Consider the following 15,653-nt stretch of genomic DNA (forward strand, 5'->3'; position numbering starts at 1 on the left):
TCAGCCTCCGGTCACGGTAGGGAAAAACGCCACTTCATCGCCGTCGGTCAGCGGCTCATCGAGCTGACACAGGTCTTCATTGCGGGCGCACATCAGGTTCTGTTCACTCAGTACCTCGGCACCGTTGCGCTGTGCCAAAAGCAAACGCACATCATCGACCGAGGCGAAATCGCCTTCGACGTTCAGCGAGTCCACTCCAAGCGCCTCGCGGTAGCGGGCAAAAAACTTCACCGTCACTTTCATTATTCGGACACCTGCATTATTCAGACACCTGATAGTGGCCGCTCTTGCCACCCAACTTCTCCAGCAAGCGTACGCTCTCGATGGTCATACCACGATCCACGGCCTTGCACATGTCGTAGATGGTCAGCGCGGCGATGCTGGCGGCGGTCAGCGCCTCCATCTCGACACCGGTCTGGCCGGCGAGTTTGCAGCGGGCGACGATGCGCACCGCGTCCTCGCCCTCGGCGCTGAGCTCGACCTTGACGCTGGTGAGCATCAGCGGATGGCACAACGGAATCAAATCGGAGGTTTTCTTCGCCGCCTGAATCCCGGCGATCCGCGCCACGGCAAACACATCACCCTTGGGATGACCGCCGCTGACGATCATTTGCAGGGTTTCGGGAAGCATGCGCACAAGCGCTTCGGCTGTGGCTTCACGGGACGTCACGGCTTTTTCGGTGACGTCGACCATATTGGCGCGACCTTGGGAATCGAGATGAGTCAGCACAGGGTTACTCCTGATCAGGAGCGCCGATTGTAAACCTGCAGGTCAATTTTTCGCACGTTTGATTATTGAAACCCGCGATGTAGGAGCGAGGCTTGCCCGCGATCGGCTGCGAAGCGGCCGCAATCCAGACGACTCAATTGTCCTGTGGGAATGCGCAGACCTGTTCTGCGACCGCTTCGCGCTCGATCGCGGGCAAGCCTCGCTCCTACAAGGGGGTGTTGTATCGCAACAAAAAAAAAGCCGGGCGGCTTTGGGCCGCCCGGTTCTTGAGGGTTACAGATGGGATTCGGCGTATTCGGCCAGAATCGAACGTGGCACCCCTTGCAGGGTGATGTGCACACCATTGGGGAAGTCTTTGAAGCGTTCGGTCAGGTAGGTCAGCCCGGAACTGGTCGCGGACAGGTAAGGGGTGTCGATCTGCGCCAGGTTACCCAGGCACACCACTTTGGAACCGGCACCGGCACGGGTGATGATGGTTTTCATCTGGTGCGGGGTGAGGTTCTGGCATTCATCGATCAGGATCAGGCTCTGCTGGAAGCTGCGGCCCCGGATGTAATTGAGGGATTTGAACTGCAACGGCACTTTGCTGAGGATGTAATCCACACTGCCATGGGTATTTTCGTCATCCATGTGCAAGGCTTCGAGGTTGTCGGTAATGGCGCCTAGCCAAGGCTCCATTTTTTCCGCTTCGGTGCCCGGCAGGAAGCCGATCTCCTGGTCCAGCCCCTGCACGCTACGGGTAGCGATGATGCGCCGGTAGCGTTTGCTGACCATGGTTTGCTCGATGGCGGCGGCCAGTGCCAGGATGGTTTTCCCGGAGCCGGCGGCACCGGACAGGTTGACCAGATGGATGTCCGGATCGAGCAAGGCGAACAGCGCCAGGCTTTGATAGACGTCACGCGGCTTCAGCCCCCAGGCTTCCTGGTGCATCAACGGTTCTTGATGCAGGTCGAGGATCAGCAGGACGTCGACCCTGATCTCTTTGATCCAGCCGACAAAACCCTGCTCGTCGATGATGAACTCGTTGACATGCACGGCAGGCAGGTTGTCGATGAGTTGCACCTGATGCCAGGTGCGACCGTGGTCCTGACGAGTCTCGACCTTGCTGACGCGATCCCAGAACGAACCCGTCATGTTGTGATAACCACGTGACAGCAGCGACACGTCGTCAACCAGTTGGTCGGTGCTGTAGTCCTCGGCGGCGATCCCACAGGCTCGCGCTTTGAGGCGCATGTTGATGTCTTTGGTCACCAGCACCAGGCGCAGATCCTTGTCGCGCACGTGCAGGTCGATCAATTGGTTGATGATGATGTTGTCGTTCAGATTCTCGGGCAAAAGATTGTTGGGCTCTTTGCGCTTGTTCATCAGAATCGACAGCAAACCTTTTGGCCCGCTCTTGCCACGCTGGATCGGCACCCCCAGCTCAACGTCTTCCGGGGTTGCATCACCCAGAGTCTTGTCGATCAGACGGATCGCCTGCCGGCATTCGGACGCGACGCTGTGATGGCCACTTTTGAGCTTGTCGAGCTCTTCAAGGACGATCATCGGGATGGCAACGTGGTGTTCTTCGAAGTTCAGGAGTGCGTTTGGATCGTGAATCAATACGTTGGTATCGAGTACATAGAGGATTGGCTGGTTGGAAGAAGAGCTACGTCCGTGATCATCCATACTCGGTCACCTTTGTGGGAGCCAGTCGACGCAATACCATTACAGTGCTGCGCCTCGAAGTGGCCACCGAATTCACCCTGCAGTACTCAAAAACAGCAGGACTCAAGTGAACTGCACACGCTGGGTCTTGAAAGACGCCACCTGTGTTGCAGGTTTCGGCGGTCTGTCTTCGTAATACTCCAAAACCTGTGACAGGAAAAAGCACTTTGACGTTTTTTTGAAGTTTATTTTTCAGAGTGACCAATAGCACTTGGCGGACTGCCATCACCCCCGTTAAAGTCGAAAGTCTGCCTGTATCGAAATCCCGCTAAAAACCTTCCTGCCTTACCCTTCCCCCAATGATTGCTGGCCTTTTGCCTTTTCAACGAAAAACGTCCTGACAATCCTCCCAGCCGATACCGCTTTGCGCGGTTTGCGTGACCAGCCAGGGTATCGCCGTTTTTACCGCGTCCTGTTTGACATTGAAGTTGATCACCCCACGCCGCCACAGCAGCATCAGCGTCAACACCCTCTGGCCGCTCTCTTGAGCCTTGAGCTTGCCGCCGGCGTCCTGAGGGTCGATATCCCACAAGGCGACCTGCAAACCCTGCGCCTTGAAAAACCCTTCGCCGTCGGCGCGTCGCTGACCATAGGGTGGGCGAAACAGCGGTTTGTAATTTTCCGGCAATTTGCTTTTCACCAGTTCCACGCTGCGCTCGATCGAGTATTGCCAGTCCTGCCAATGGCTATGGGAGCGGTATTCCCAACCCTGCACACCGACGCACTGCTTTGAGTACAACGCCTGTAAATCAGCCACCGAGCGTTGGGCCAAACGATTCTGAATATCGCTGCCCAGCACAAAAAAGGTCGCGCTCATGTTCGACTTGCGCAAGTAGTCGCTGAGCCAGGCGGTGTTATCCGGCGAGGTTGCGGCGGCGCTGTCGAAGGTCAGTAAAAACAGCCGATCGTTGAGCTCGTCACCGTTGCGCTCGTAATCGCCGAATCGATCGACTTCGCTGCTGGTTTGCGCAAACAACGCCGCCTTGCGCAGTTGTTCGTCCAGATAGTGCTCATGAAAGATCCGGCTCGGTTCGGCCCAGCGCATGTAGTAGGAATCCGCAGCAACCTGAAACTTACCGGCCTGCTCGCGCAGGGAGTCCATGTCTTCGACCAGATAACAGAAGGAGGCGTCCTGATCGCAGCTTTGCTGGGCGAAATTGTAGTTGGCCAGCAAACGCTGCCACATCCGCTGACGCAAGCTATTGATCGACTCCAGATTGATCGTCCGCAACCCCAGGCGCTGCTTTAAAGCGGTTTCGTCCAGCGCCTCGCTGGCGAGCAAGGCGCGAGCAAAGGTGAGGATTTCCGCTCGCGACGCGACGTCGAACAGAGTCGGACTGGTCAGCTGCTCTGGCCAGGTACTGCGATCCAGCGTGGCAACGTCATTGGGCACAGCCATGGCGCTGAGACTGAACAGCCAGGCCGAGAAGAGAAAAGCGATACGCAAAGGGATGTCTCCATAACAAAAGCCGCGCGGCACTATAGCTGATGCATTGCGCCTGACGCGCTCCATGTAGCAGCCTTCGGCAGCTGCTACGAACCCCCCTATGACCTTGATAGCTGGAGTCAACGCCTGCAACCCCCTAGAATCCCCCGACGATTTCAGGAGACGACTTCATGCTGATGGTGATTTCCCCAGCCAAGACCCTCGATTACCAGACTCCGCCGGTGACCCAGCGCTTCACCCAGCCGCAATACCTCGATCATTCCCAGGAGCTGATCCTGCAGTTACGCGAGCTGAGCCCGGCGCAGATCAGCGAGTTGATGCACGTTTCCGACACAATCGGTGGCCTGAACGCCGCACGTTTCGGCAGCTGGACCCCGGCCTTCACCCAAGCCAACGCAAAACAGGCGCTGCTGGCGTTCAAAGGTGACGTTTATACCGGCCTGAACGCCGAAACATTCAGTGAGGCGGATTTCGATTACACCCAGCAACACTTGCGCATGCTTTCCGGCCTGTACGGCCTGCTGCGCCCGCTGGACTTGATGCAGCCATATAGGCTGGAGATGGGCACTAAACTGGCCAACGCCCGTGGCAAGGACCTGTACGCTTTTTGGGGCACCCGAATCAGTGAGTGGTTGAACCAGGCGTTGGCCGAACAAGGCGACGATGTGCTGCTCAACCTGGCCTCCAACGAGTACTTCTCGGCGGTCAAACGCCAGGCCCTGAACGCACGGATCATCAACACCGAGTTCAAGGACCTGAAAAACGGCCAGTACAAAATCATCAGCTTCTACGCGAAAAAGGCTCGCGGCATGATGAGCCGCTTCGTCATTCAGGAGCGCATCAACGACCCGGCCGCACTCAAGCAATTTGATGCGCAGGGTTACCGCTTCAACGCTGAGCAGTCCAGGCCCGACACTCTGGTTTTTCTGCGCGACCACGCCCCCGAATAGAGCTCTCTTTCGGCGCACATCATGAATCGGCACGTGCGCCGAACAGCGTTTCCCGGAATTGTGTGAAGAACTTTTTTATTCCCGCTTTCCATGTTGTCCAATGGTGCTGGATGACAGGCCGCCATCACGAGCAAGCGAAGCGATTGGCCCCCTGAGCATTCACCACTGGTTTTCGGCCATGGTCAATCGCGCCTACGCTTGGGTAGGATGGTCTCCTCAATTCCCGAGGTCCGCGTCATGTTCATCGGCGTCTTGCTGGTCATCACCTGGCTGACCCTGCTGCTGCGTTATCCGGCCAAAGCCTTTCCGGTATCGCTGGCGGCAGCGATGGGTCTGGGTCTGGTAGCGACGTGGGTGGTCTGGCTGGACAACCGCGAACTCAAGCAACTGGCGCGGCTGGAGTTGCGCATCAACTATGCGCCCGAGCACTGCCCGGCGGATCGCCCGCTGAAACTTACAATGAACAACGGCAATGACGTGCCACTGACCGAACTGCGTTGGCGGATCGCCGCGTATGCGCCCGGCGACACGGTAAACCTTGCGGACAATCTCTACGCTGCCCCGCGCTACCGTGGCCCCGGTGAGCTACAGGCCGGCGCCTCGTGGGAAGACTGCTTGCCGCTACCACCACTGCGCCCCGGTTACCGCCCGCAAACCCTGGAGTTTCGCGCCGAGCATTTGCAGGGTAGTTTCTCTGACTGACCCATCACTTCTCCCCTTTTGCACAAGGACCGCTCCATGCCCCTCGCGTTAATCACCGGTTGTTCCAGCGGCATCGGCCGCGCGTTGGCCGATGCGTTCAAAACGGCCGGTTACGAGGTCTGGGCGACTGCGCGCAAGGCTGATGATGTTGCGGTATTGGCCGCCGCCGGGTTCACCGCGGTGCAACTGGACGTCAATGACGGGCCTGCGCTGGAAGCGTTGAGCGAGCGCATCAATCAGCAACACGGCGGTTTGGAAGTGCTGATCAACAATGCCGGCTATGGCGCCATGGGGCCGCTGCTCGACGGTGGTGTGGAGGCGATGCAGCGCCAGTTCGAAACCAACGTGTTCGCGGTAGTCGGGGTAACCCGTGCAATGTTCCCGGTACTGCGCCGCTGCAAAGGCCTGGTGGTGAATATCGGCAGTGTGTCCGGCATATTGGTGACACCATTTGCTGGCGCCTACTGCGCCTCGAAAGCCGCCGTACATGCCTTGAGCGATGCCCTGCGCATGGAGTTGGCACCGTTCGGTGTCCACGTCATGGAAGTCCAGCCCGGCGCCATCGCCTCCAGTTTTGCCAAGAATGCAGGGCATGAGGCCGAACAGTTGATCACCGAACAATCTCCCTGGTGGCCACTGCGCGAAGGCATCCGCGCCCGGGCCAAAGCCTCCCAGAACAACCCGACACCTGCCAGTGAGTTTGCGGCTGATTTGCTCAAGGCTGTACAGCGGAGCAAACCACCGCGCTTGCTGCGTTTGGGCAATGGCAGCCGGGCGATGCCGTTGTTGGCGGCAGTGCTGCCCAAGGGCGTGTTGGAGACGGGGTTGATGAAGCGGTTCGGGTTGAGTGGGCGATTGTAAGAGGATCGCAGCTATCCGAAAGATGCATTCCCACGCAGAGCGTGGGAACGATCAGACGGTCTGAGGACTATTGCTCGCCTTCCTGCTTCACCACCACCGTACAGGTAATCCCCGCCGCCAGCAGCACGCCGTCCGGCACTTCATCGATATGAATGCGCACCGGTACCCGTTGCGCCAGGCGCACCCAGTTGAAGGTCGGATTGACGTCGGCGATCAGTTCACGGCTCTCGGGATTGTCGCGGTCGTAGATGCCACGAGAAATGCTTTCCACATGTCCCTTGAGCACGTCGCCGCTCATCAGTTGCATATCGGCTTTATCGCCGACCCTTACGTGGGGCAGTTTGGTTTCTTCGAAGAAGCCGTAGACCCAGAATGAATTCATGTCGACCACGGCCATTTTCGCTTCACCGATGCGCGCGTAGTCGCCGCGATGAACGTTGAGGTTGGTGACATAACCGTCCACCGCCGCCAGCACTTGGGTACGTTTGAGGTTCAACTGCGCCGCTTCAAGCTGTGCTTGCGCTTGTTGGTAATCTGCCAGGGCCGAGTCAGCGATATTGCTGGCGTCGTCACGGTTTTCCCTGGAGATGACCAGGCTGTCCATGTCGGCGCGCCGATGGGCGTTGACCTTGCGCATTTCCCAGGTTGCCTTGCGTGAGGCCACCAGCGACTGCGCCTGTTTCACCGCGATCTGGTAATGCTCAGGGTCGATCTGCATCAGCAGGTCGCCCTTTTTTACCAACTGATTGTCACGCACCGGGACGTCGACCACCTCACCCGTGACGTCGGCGGCAACGTTGATGATATCGGCGCGCACCCGGCCGTCACGAGTCCAGGGCGTGTTCATGTAATGCACCCAAAGGGTCCGGCCGATCCACAGGGCGAGGGCCAGCACGAGCAAGGTGGCGAGCAGGCTGAAGAGTTTTTTCATCAGATCGTTCTCAACGGTAAACAGTGAGCGCCAAGGCGCCGAAAATGCAGGTGAACAGGCTCAGGCGCAGCAGCGCCGGGTGCCAGAAAAAGCGGTACAGGTCGTAACCGGAGACAAAACGATCCAGGGCCCAGGCAAGCAGAGCCGCGATGAAAAACATCAGGGTCATGGTCGGCATGTACACGCCGTGGAAGGCGATTTCACGAGGCATGTTCTAGTCCTTGCGGCTCGGCGGGTGCAGCGAACGCGGCCAGCGGTGATTGCGGGTCGAGCAATGAGGTGCGGATGAAGTGCAGGTAACTCTTGACGCGACGCAGCGCCGAGGTATCGAAGTGCGGCGCGAAAGGTTCGTCGGTGGCCTGCACCCGGCTGATAGCGTGGTCGACCGCGGTCAACGCGCGCTCGAGGTTACTTTGGCTCGGCTGGATAAACAGCCGCACCAATGAGCGCCCCATCACCCGAATCGCCTGGCGCCACGGTTGGATTTCGGCGTAAGCCGGATGCACCGGGAGGATCGCCTGTTCCTTGCGCAACTCGATGATCGCGTGGCCGACTTCCAGCACCACGAACATCCAGCGCAGCAAATCACGCTGCACCTGCGGTTGCCTCACTGCCAGGCCATAGGCCTGATGCAGCAAATCCCGAGTGCGGCTCTCGAAGCTCGAACCGAGCCCCTTAAGCTTGCCGCTGATGGCGTACACCACTTGCCCGCGCAAATCCTGCTCAAGCCGACGCCACAACCAGCGGCTGTTGGGCGGCAGAATGATCGCCCCGGCGGCGGCGCACACCAACATGCCCATGACCATGGCGATGTAGTCGTTGATGAAGGCATAGGGGTTGTAGACGGTCAGGTTGTCCGGTACGGAACCGGTGCTGAAAAAGATCAGCAAACCCAGGCCGACCCCGGCGTATTGCGGCCGTGAAGTGAGGAACGAGCCAAGCACGATCACCGGTGCGAGCATCATGCAGAGCAATGGAAAACCGTCGATCCAGGGAAAGATGAAAAACATCTCGACGAAACCGATGAGCGCACCGAGCAAGGTCCCGCACGCCATCTGAAACGCCATGCGTTTGGGGTTGGGTGTGGCGGCTGACAGGCCGACGGTCGCCGCAGCAATCAGGGTCATGGTGGCGCCGTTGGGCCAGGCCGTTGCCACCCAATAACTGCCGAGCACCACCAGAATGAACGCCGCACGAATCCCCGAAGCCGCCGAAGCCAGCCAGTTGGTTTGCGGTGTGTAGGGTTCGTCCCAGCGCTCGCGTTCGTGACTGTGTTCGGCGAGCGAAGCGTGGGTCTGTGCATAACCGTGCAGGTCGTCGACGAAGCGATAGAGCAGCTCATATGCGGTGTGAAAATCCAGCTGCTCGGCGTCGCTCGGGTTGCTCTCCTCAAAGGTCGCCCGCAGGCTGCGCACTCGCGCCGGCAAACCTTCTTTATAGGTCGCCAGTTGCGCGGCCAGCCGTTGCGCATCGGCACTGGTCAGCGCCCGAGCGGAGAAACCGTCGAGTAATTCGGCCAGGTCCTGTAAACCGGGCTTGATCGCCGCCACCACATGCTCCGTGCCACTGCTGCGCAAACGCTCGAGCAATTGGTGCAAGGCGTTGAAGCGCGTGGTGATGCCCATAAATTCGCTGTTCAGACGACTGAGGCGACCGTTGCGCCGACGCATGTGCGGATCTTCGAATACGGTGACGCTGCGCAGGCCTTCAAGGCCGACCGCTTCGGCGATGAAGCGCACGTTACTGCTTTCGAACGCATCGCGCTGGCTGCGGCTGCGCAGGCCATCGGTGACGAACAGCGCAAACACTCCAAAGCGCTGGTACAGCGCGTTGCGCATGGCGGCGCTGGCGGTCTGCGGGAGGATCGCGGCACTGACCAGCGTAGAGCAGAGAATGCCCAGAGAGATTTCCAGCACCCGCCACACGGCAGCCATAAACGCACCATCGGGATGGGCCAGCGCCGGCAAACCAACCATCGCCGCGGTGTAACCGGCCAGCACAAAACCGTAGGCGCGAAAGTTGCGACAGCGCGCCGCGCCAGCCGAACAGATGCCGACCCAGATCGTCAGCGAGCCGAGGAACAGTTCAGTGTTCTGCGCGAACAGGGCGATCAACCCAACCATCACCGCAGACCCGGTCAGGGTACCGAGCAAGCGATAGAAGCTTTTGGCGAACACATGGCCGCTCTGCGGTTGCATCACGATAAACACCGTGATCATTGCCGTACGCGGTTGCGGCAACTCCAGGCGCATGGCCAGCCACAGGGTCAGAAAAGCAGCGATCAACACCTTGAAGATGTAGACCCAGGTCACGCCATCGCTGCGTGCCCAGTCGAAAAAACCACGGCGCCATTCAAGGGAATACAGCCAGCGCAGCGGTGCAGGCAAGGGAGTCATTGCATCGTTCTCTATAGCCGAGCGTCAGTGATCGAAGGCAGCCAGCGCTGCCGGGGTCTTGCCTGGCACGGTTTTGCTGTCGTCAGGCACGTCCAGGCCTGCGCCGAGCCCGCCCCCCAATGCGGTGACCAGTTCAGCATGGGCGCTCAGGCGTGCGGCCTGGACCTGCTGCTGGATCTGCTGCTGATGGAACAACAGGCTCTGGGCATTGAGCACGTTGAGGTAGTCGGTGAGCCCACGCTGAAAAGCGATCATCGCGATGTCGTAAGTCTTCTGCGCCGAAGCCACCGACTCGGCGGCGAAGCCTTGCTGCTTGTCCATCGACTCGCGACGGATCAACTGGTCGGAGATGCTTTTCAACGCATTGACCAGGGTCTGGTTGTACTTGGCGACGGCGATGTCATAACCGGCCGAGGCTTCTCCCAGCTCCGAGCGCAGACGCCCGCCATCGAAGATCGGCAACGAAATCGCCGGTCCGACGTTGTAGTTGAGCTTTTTGCCGGTCAAAAACTCCAGCGCGCCACCGCCGGTGGCCATAAAGCCAAGGCTGCCGACCAGATCGACGTTGGGGTAAAAACCTGCGTGGGCGACATCAATGCCGCGCGCCTGAGCCGCCACTTGCCAGCGACTGGCGACCACATCCGGACGTTGACCGAGCAGTTCGGCGGGCAACGCCGATGGCAGTTTCAGCGCCGCAGCCAACGACAGCGTTGGCCGTTGCAACTGCGCGCCCTCCCCCGGTCCTTTGCCTGCCAGTGCGGCGAGCTGGTTGCGACTCAGCGCGATTTCTTCGTCCAGCGCATCCAGTTGCCGATGGGTTTCCGGCAACGGCGTCTGGGCCTGACTGACTTCGAAATGTGTGCCGATGCCACCATTCAAACGCTTTTGCGCCAGGTCGAGGATCTGCTGTTGCTGCTTCAGGGTCGCCTCGACGATGTCCCGCTGAGCGTAATGCAGGGACAGCTGAATATAGACACGAACCACATTGTTCTGCAGCTCCAGCTGGGCCATGCGTGCTTCGGCGACGCTCATGTGGGCAATGTCCACAGCGCGTTCGGTGGCGTTGCTTTCGCGGCCCCATAGGTCAAGGGCATAGCTGAAGCCCAACGCGGCATTGTTGTCCCAGGTGGTGGTATTGGCCAGTTCACCGGGGCCATAGAATTGGTCGGTGGGCCAGTTATGACGCTTGAGGGTCGATTCGCCTTTGATCTGTAACGACTCGGCAGATTCGGCAATCCCGGCCATCGCCCGGGCCTGGCGTACTCGGGCAGCGGCCATGGCCATGCTCGGGCTACCCTGCACGGCGAGGTTTACCCAGCGGTTCAATTGCGGGTCGCCATAGGCCTGCCACCACTGGGCGATCGGCCAGTGAGCATCCTGCGCGGCGCTCTGGATCGCCTCGTCGGTGGCCAATGTGTTGGCGGTGAGTGTCTTGCCTTGCGGGGCAATTCCTCCGGTTCCGATGCAGCCGCTGATTGCTAACGATAAAGCCCAAACACTGAGAGTCCTCAGTTCTCTGCTGATGCGACGCGGCACTGCTGCAATTTCCTGACGTGGGGGATCTTCCGGGTGGTGGCGCAATTCTAGGGGGCGGCAGGGATGGCGATAAGCCGGGATTCCTGTGAATCTTTGTTACCGTTAACGCGATAATCCGTTGGTCAGGTTCACAGGAGTGCCTGTAAAAATAGAAACTTCGTGTCACAATTTGCAATCTCCAAAGAGAGCACCCCATGGACACTTTGCAAAATATGCGCGCCTTCAGTTGTGTCGCCGAAGCCGGCAGCTTCACCGCCGCGGCCGTGCAACTGGACACCACCACTGCCAACATCTCGCGCGCGGTCTCCACCCTTGAGGCCCACCTGCAAACCCGTTTGCTCAACCGCACCACCCGACGTATCGCCCTGACCGAGGCCGGTAAACGCTACTTGCTGCGCTGCGAACAGATCCTGGCCTATGTCGAGGAAGCCGAAGCCGAGGCCAGTGACGCCCACGCGCGCCCGGCTGGGCAGTTGAAAGTGCACACCATGACCGGGGTCGGGCAGCACTTTGTGATCGACGCCATTGCGCGTTATCGCAAAACCCACCCGGACGTGACCTTCGACCTGACCATGGCCAACCGCGTACCGGATCTGCTGGACGAGGGTTATGACGTGTCCATCGTGCTTGCCAGCGAGCTGCCGGACTCGGGTTTCGTCTCGCAACGACTGGGCATCACCTACAGCATCGTTTGCGCCTCGCCGGCGTACGTCAAAGCCAATGGCTGTGCACAGAAACCCAGCGATCTGCTCAACCACGCGTGCCTGCGCCTGGTGAGCCCGGTGATTCCACTGGAGAAGTGGCTGTTTGATGGTCCCGAAGGCCAGGAAATGGTCACCATCAACAGTTCTCCGTTTCTGGTGAATTCGGCCGACGCGATGAAGACTGCCATTACCAGTGGCATGGGGGTTGGCGTGCTGCCCGTCTACGCAGCCATCGAAGGTCTGCGCAACGGCACCCTGGTGCGGGTGATGCCCAAGTATCGCTCCCAGGAACTGAACCTGTACGCCATCTACCCGTCGCGACAGTACCTGGATGCCAAGATCAAAACCTGGGTCGAGTACCTGCGCGGTTCACTGCCGGAAATTCTCGCGGCGCATCAGGCAGAGCTGGCAGCGTATGACCTGAGCGGGAGCATGAATGGGGCAAGGCTGGCTAACTGATCTCAAGGATCTATGCGATGAGAGATCGTTCCCACGCTCCGCGTGGTAACGCCTCCATGGACGCTCTGCGTCTGCTTCTGTGACGCAGAGCGTCACGGGCTGCATTCCTTTGCTGCGCGTGGGAACGATCAAACGTGCAGGTCTCGCGCACCCCCCGCCAAAAATGATAGCTTGCTTGGCATTCTCCTCCGCCCGATGAGCTTTCCTGCGATGAAAAAGACCGTACTTGCCTTCAGCCGTGTCACGCCTGAAATGGTCGAGCGCCTGCAGCTGGACTTCAACGTGATCGTTCCGAACCCGAAACAGGGCGACATCAATGCCCAATTCAACGAAGCCCTGCCCCACGCTCACGGTTTGATTGGCGTTGGCCGCAAGCTTGGTCGCGCTCAGTTGGAAAACGCCGCAAAACTGGAAGTGGTCTCCAGCGTTTCGGTCGGCTATGACAACTACGACCTGGCCTACTTCAACGAACGCGGGATCATGCTCACCAACACCCCGGATGTGCTCACCGAAAGCACCGCCGACCTGGCGTTTGCGCTGTTGATGAGCAGCGCCCGGCGCGTCGCCGAACTGGACGCCTGGACCAAGGCCGGGCAATGGCAGGCCACCGTCGGTGCGCCGTTGTTTGGCTGCGATGTGCATGGCAAAACCCTGGGCATCGTCGGCATGGGCAACATCGGCGCGGCCATCGCCCGTCGTGGGCGTTTGGGTTTCAACATGCCGGTGATCTACAGCGGTAACAGCCGCAAGACCGAGCTGGAGCAGGAGCTAGGTGCACAATTTCGCAGCCTCGATCAGTTGCTGGCCGAAGCCGATTTCGTCTGCCTGGTAGTGCCCCTCAGCGAAAAAACCAAACACCTGATCAGCCATCGCGAACTGGCGCTGATGAAGCCGAGCGCGATTCTGGTAAATATTTCCCGGGGTCCGGTGGTCGACGAGCCGGCGCTGATCGAAGCCCTGCAAAACGGCAAGATTCGTGGCGCCGGACTGGACGTCTACGAGAAGGAGCCGTTGGCCGAGTCACCGCTGTTCCAGCTGAAAAATGCGGTGACCTTGCCGCACATCGGCTCGGCCACCTTTGAGACCCGCGAAGCCATGGCCAATCGCGCCCTGGACAACCTGCGCAGTGCATTGCTGGGTAAGCGGCCGCAGGACCTGGTCAATCCGCAGGTGTGGAAGGGTTGAGATAATCGGTGGTCTTCTGTAGGAGCGAAGCTTGCTCGCGATGCGGTCAACGCGGTTTACCTGTCACACCGCGTCATCGTTCATCGCGAGCAAGCTTCGCTCCTACAAAAACGGGTCAGGCCAGTTTGCCGGGGGCCGTCGCCGCCAGCGGCCTGGGCTTGCGAAACACCAGTACGTTGCCCAGCATCACCAGCACCAACCCGGCCAGCGCCGGTGCGGTCCACTGGTAGCCCTCAGCGAACGCCGAAACGTTCAGCGCCACCACCGGGAACAACACGGTGCAATACGCGGCCCGCTCCGGGCCCATGCGCCCGACCAGCGTCAGGTAGGCGGTGAAGCCGATCACCGAGCCCGGAATCACCAGATACAGCAACGAACCGATGTAGCGCGTGCTCCATTCCACGTCGAAGGGAATGCCTTTGACCAGACAGTAAAGCGACAGCATCGCAGCCCCGTAGGTCATGCCCCAGGCGTTGGTGGTCAATGGTTTGAGACCGGCCTTTTGTTGCAGGCTCGAAAGCATGTTGCCGGCCGAGAAGCACATGGTCCCCAGCAGCGCCAGACCCAGACCGAGCAAGGTTTGCGGACTGGCCGTGTGGCCGACCAGTTCTGGCCAGAACAAAAAGCCCAAACCCAGCAGGCCCAGAGTGCCGCCCATCAACACGTTACGCGCGACTTTCTGGCCGAAGAACACCCGGGCATTCAAGGCATTCCACAACGTCGCCGTGGAAAACACCACGGCGACCAGGCCGCTGGGAATCCATTGGCTGGCGTACAGAAAGCACATGAAGTTCACACAGAACAGGCACAAGCCCTGCGCCAGGCAGATCAGGTGCCCGCGCCGGTTCATGACTTGCAGGCGACGGCTGAGCAGCAGTATGACGAACAGCACCAGCGCCGCCAGACCGAAGCGATAGACGATCGACACCGGAATCGCCACTACGCCCAATTGCAGCTTCAGAGCAATCCAGGTGGTGCCCCAGATCAGGACAGTGAGCAGGTACAAGGTGATGTTCATGGCGAGGACTCCTGAGTATGGCTACCAGTCTCAGACCGCAAGCCTGGACGCGCTTGCATAAACTTGCGCTTTTGTCAGATCGCGGGCTCACAGCGCGCAGGCTACGGAGTAGGATGCAAAGCGTTGGAGAAAACGATCATGCCCACACTGGAAAACCTGCAAGTCTTTCAAGCCTTGAACCGCTCGCCCAATGCTCGTCTGGAGCACAGCGCCGAGCTCGGTGACGGCATGGCTGCAGCCCTGTGGAGCAACCATCACGACGCCCAGGACTACCAGGCGCCGAGCCACCACACCTTGTCCTGCTACATCGCCGGTGGCACCGGGACCTTTCGCCGGGAACATCCCGGCACCAAGGGTGGTCCGGACAAACTCTGCATCTTGCCCGCCGAACACCAGTCCGCCTGGGTGATCAACGGCGAAATCCGCCTGGCTCACCTGTACTTCAGCCCGGAGCAATTCGCGCTCGGTTGCGTCACGCTGCTGGACCGCGAACCCCGCGAGCTGCAATTGCAGGAAAGCACCTTCCTCGACGACCCGACGCAGGCCCGGCGATTTCGCCAGTTGATCCAGCTGAACTGGAACGAACCCGGCGAACGCCTGCTGACCAGCAGCCTGGCCCACGAGCTGCTCAGCCATACCCTGCTCAGCCAGGTCGGCATGCGTCAGGGCTTGCGCCTCAAAGGTGGATTGGCCGCGCACCAACGACGGCAACTGGTGGAGTACGTCGACAACCAATTGGCCGAGCCGATCAGCCTTGGTCAACTGGCAGGTTTGTGTGCGCTGTCGGAATACCACTTCGCCCGCATGTTCCGTGAAAGCTTTGGCTTGCCGCCTCATCAATACGTGTTGGCGCGGCGTCTGACTCATGCGCGGCAATTGCTACGCACGACTTCGCAGCCGCTGGGCGAGATAGCTCTGGCCTGTGGTTTTGCCAGCGCCAGCCATTTCACCAACCGCTTTCGGCAAGCGGTGGGTGGAACGCCGGGGGAATATCGGCAGGCGTTTTTGCGCTAGCTTTTTGCGAGTG

Annotated in this window: 15 protein-coding genes; 6 read left to right on the plus strand and 9 right to left on the minus strand. The window is 59.8% G+C overall.

The features are described from left to right. From AC07UI_RS25615 to AC07UI_RS25630, 4 genes are all read right to left on the minus strand, one after another. On the minus strand, positions 1–243 hold the full coding sequence (locus AC07UI_RS25615) for a MoaD/ThiS family protein (protein WP_494995109.1): 243 nt from the start codon (positions 241–243) through the stop codon (positions 1–3). A gap of 16 nt (positions 244–259) precedes the next feature. Continuing rightward, on the minus strand, positions 260–730 hold the full coding sequence (gene moaC / locus AC07UI_RS25620) for a cyclic pyranopterin monophosphate synthase MoaC (RefSeq protein WP_494995110.1): 471 nt from the start codon (positions 728–730) through the stop codon (positions 260–262). Positions 731–1,003: 273 nt separating this feature from the next. Further along, positions 1,004–2,398, minus strand: a complete 1,395-nt coding sequence (locus tag AC07UI_RS25625) for a PhoH family protein (protein WP_494995111.1) — start codon at positions 2,396–2,398, stop codon at positions 1,004–1,006. 361 nt (positions 2,399–2,759) lie between these two features. Beyond that, positions 2,760–3,884, minus strand: a complete 1,125-nt coding sequence (locus tag AC07UI_RS25630) for a polysaccharide deacetylase family protein (RefSeq protein WP_494995112.1) — start codon at positions 3,882–3,884, stop codon at positions 2,760–2,762. Between the two features lie 170 nt (positions 3,885–4,054). Between AC07UI_RS25630 and yaaA the strand changes: the two genes are divergently transcribed. The 3 genes from yaaA (at position 4,055) to AC07UI_RS25645 (ending at position 6,397) form a co-directional block, all read left to right on the plus strand. Further along, positions 4,055–4,834, plus strand: a complete 780-nt coding sequence (yaaA, locus tag AC07UI_RS25635) for a peroxide stress protein YaaA (RefSeq protein WP_494995113.1) — start codon at positions 4,055–4,057, stop codon at positions 4,832–4,834. 237 nt (positions 4,835–5,071) lie between these two features. Beyond that, positions 5,072–5,536, plus strand: coding sequence for a multidrug transporter (locus tag AC07UI_RS25640; protein WP_494995114.1), 465 nt, complete (start codon positions 5,072–5,074; stop codon positions 5,534–5,536). Between the two features lie 36 nt (positions 5,537–5,572). Beyond that, on the plus strand, positions 5,573–6,397 hold the full coding sequence (locus tag AC07UI_RS25645; RefSeq protein WP_494995115.1) for an SDR family oxidoreductase: 825 nt from the start codon (positions 5,573–5,575) through the stop codon (positions 6,395–6,397). A 67-nt stretch (positions 6,398–6,464) separates the two neighbouring features. On the opposite strand, the gene AC07UI_RS25650 is transcribed toward AC07UI_RS25645, so the two are convergent. Genes AC07UI_RS25650 through AC07UI_RS25665 form a run of 4 tightly spaced genes read right to left on the minus strand, consistent with a single transcriptional unit; the run spans position 6,465 to position 11,260 of the window. After that, positions 6,465–7,328, minus strand: a complete 864-nt coding sequence (locus tag AC07UI_RS25650; RefSeq protein WP_494995116.1) for an efflux RND transporter periplasmic adaptor subunit — start codon at positions 7,326–7,328, stop codon at positions 6,465–6,467. 10 nt (positions 7,329–7,338) lie between these two features. Further along, positions 7,339–7,539 carry a DUF1656 domain-containing protein gene (locus AC07UI_RS25655; protein ID WP_494995117.1) on the minus strand — a complete coding sequence of 67 codons (201 nt, stop codon included), beginning with the start codon at positions 7,537–7,539 and terminating at the stop codon, positions 7,339–7,341. After that, complete coding sequence (locus AC07UI_RS25660; RefSeq protein ID WP_494995118.1) at positions 7,529–9,724, minus strand: FUSC family protein; 2,196 nt, start codon at positions 9,722–9,724, stop codon at positions 7,529–7,531. The genes AC07UI_RS25655 and AC07UI_RS25660 overlap by 11 nt, the downstream gene beginning before the upstream one ends. A 24-nt stretch (positions 9,725–9,748) precedes the next feature. After that, positions 9,749–11,260 (minus strand): efflux transporter outer membrane subunit, encoded by a 1,512-nt coding sequence (locus tag AC07UI_RS25665; RefSeq protein ID WP_494995119.1) that lies wholly within the window; start codon positions 11,258–11,260, stop codon positions 9,749–9,751. Between the two features lie 194 nt (positions 11,261–11,454). Between AC07UI_RS25665 and AC07UI_RS25670 the strand changes: the two genes are divergently transcribed. Beyond that, entirely contained in the window at positions 11,455–12,423 is a 969-nt protein-coding gene (locus AC07UI_RS25670) for a LysR family transcriptional regulator (protein ID WP_494995120.1), read from the plus strand. A gap of 210 nt (positions 12,424–12,633) precedes the next feature. After that, positions 12,634–13,608, plus strand: a complete 975-nt coding sequence (locus AC07UI_RS25675) for a 2-hydroxyacid dehydrogenase (RefSeq protein ID WP_494995121.1) — start codon at positions 12,634–12,636, stop codon at positions 13,606–13,608. A 115-nt stretch (positions 13,609–13,723) separates the two neighbouring features. Here the strand turns inward: AC07UI_RS25675 and AC07UI_RS25680 are convergent, their stop codons facing one another. After that, the gene (locus AC07UI_RS25680; RefSeq protein WP_494995122.1) at positions 13,724–14,626 is read right to left on the minus strand and encodes a DMT family transporter; all 903 of its coding nucleotides are present in this window, start codon (positions 14,624–14,626) and stop codon (positions 13,724–13,726) included. A gap of 138 nt (positions 14,627–14,764) precedes the next feature. Between AC07UI_RS25680 and AC07UI_RS25685 the strand changes: the two genes are divergently transcribed. Continuing rightward, positions 14,765–15,640, plus strand: a complete 876-nt coding sequence (locus tag AC07UI_RS25685; protein ID WP_494995123.1) for a helix-turn-helix domain-containing protein — start codon at positions 14,765–14,767, stop codon at positions 15,638–15,640. The last annotated feature ends 13 nt before the right edge of the window (positions 15,641–15,653 follow it).

Source organism: Pseudomonas sp. GW821-FHT04C07 (assembly GCF_059420325.1).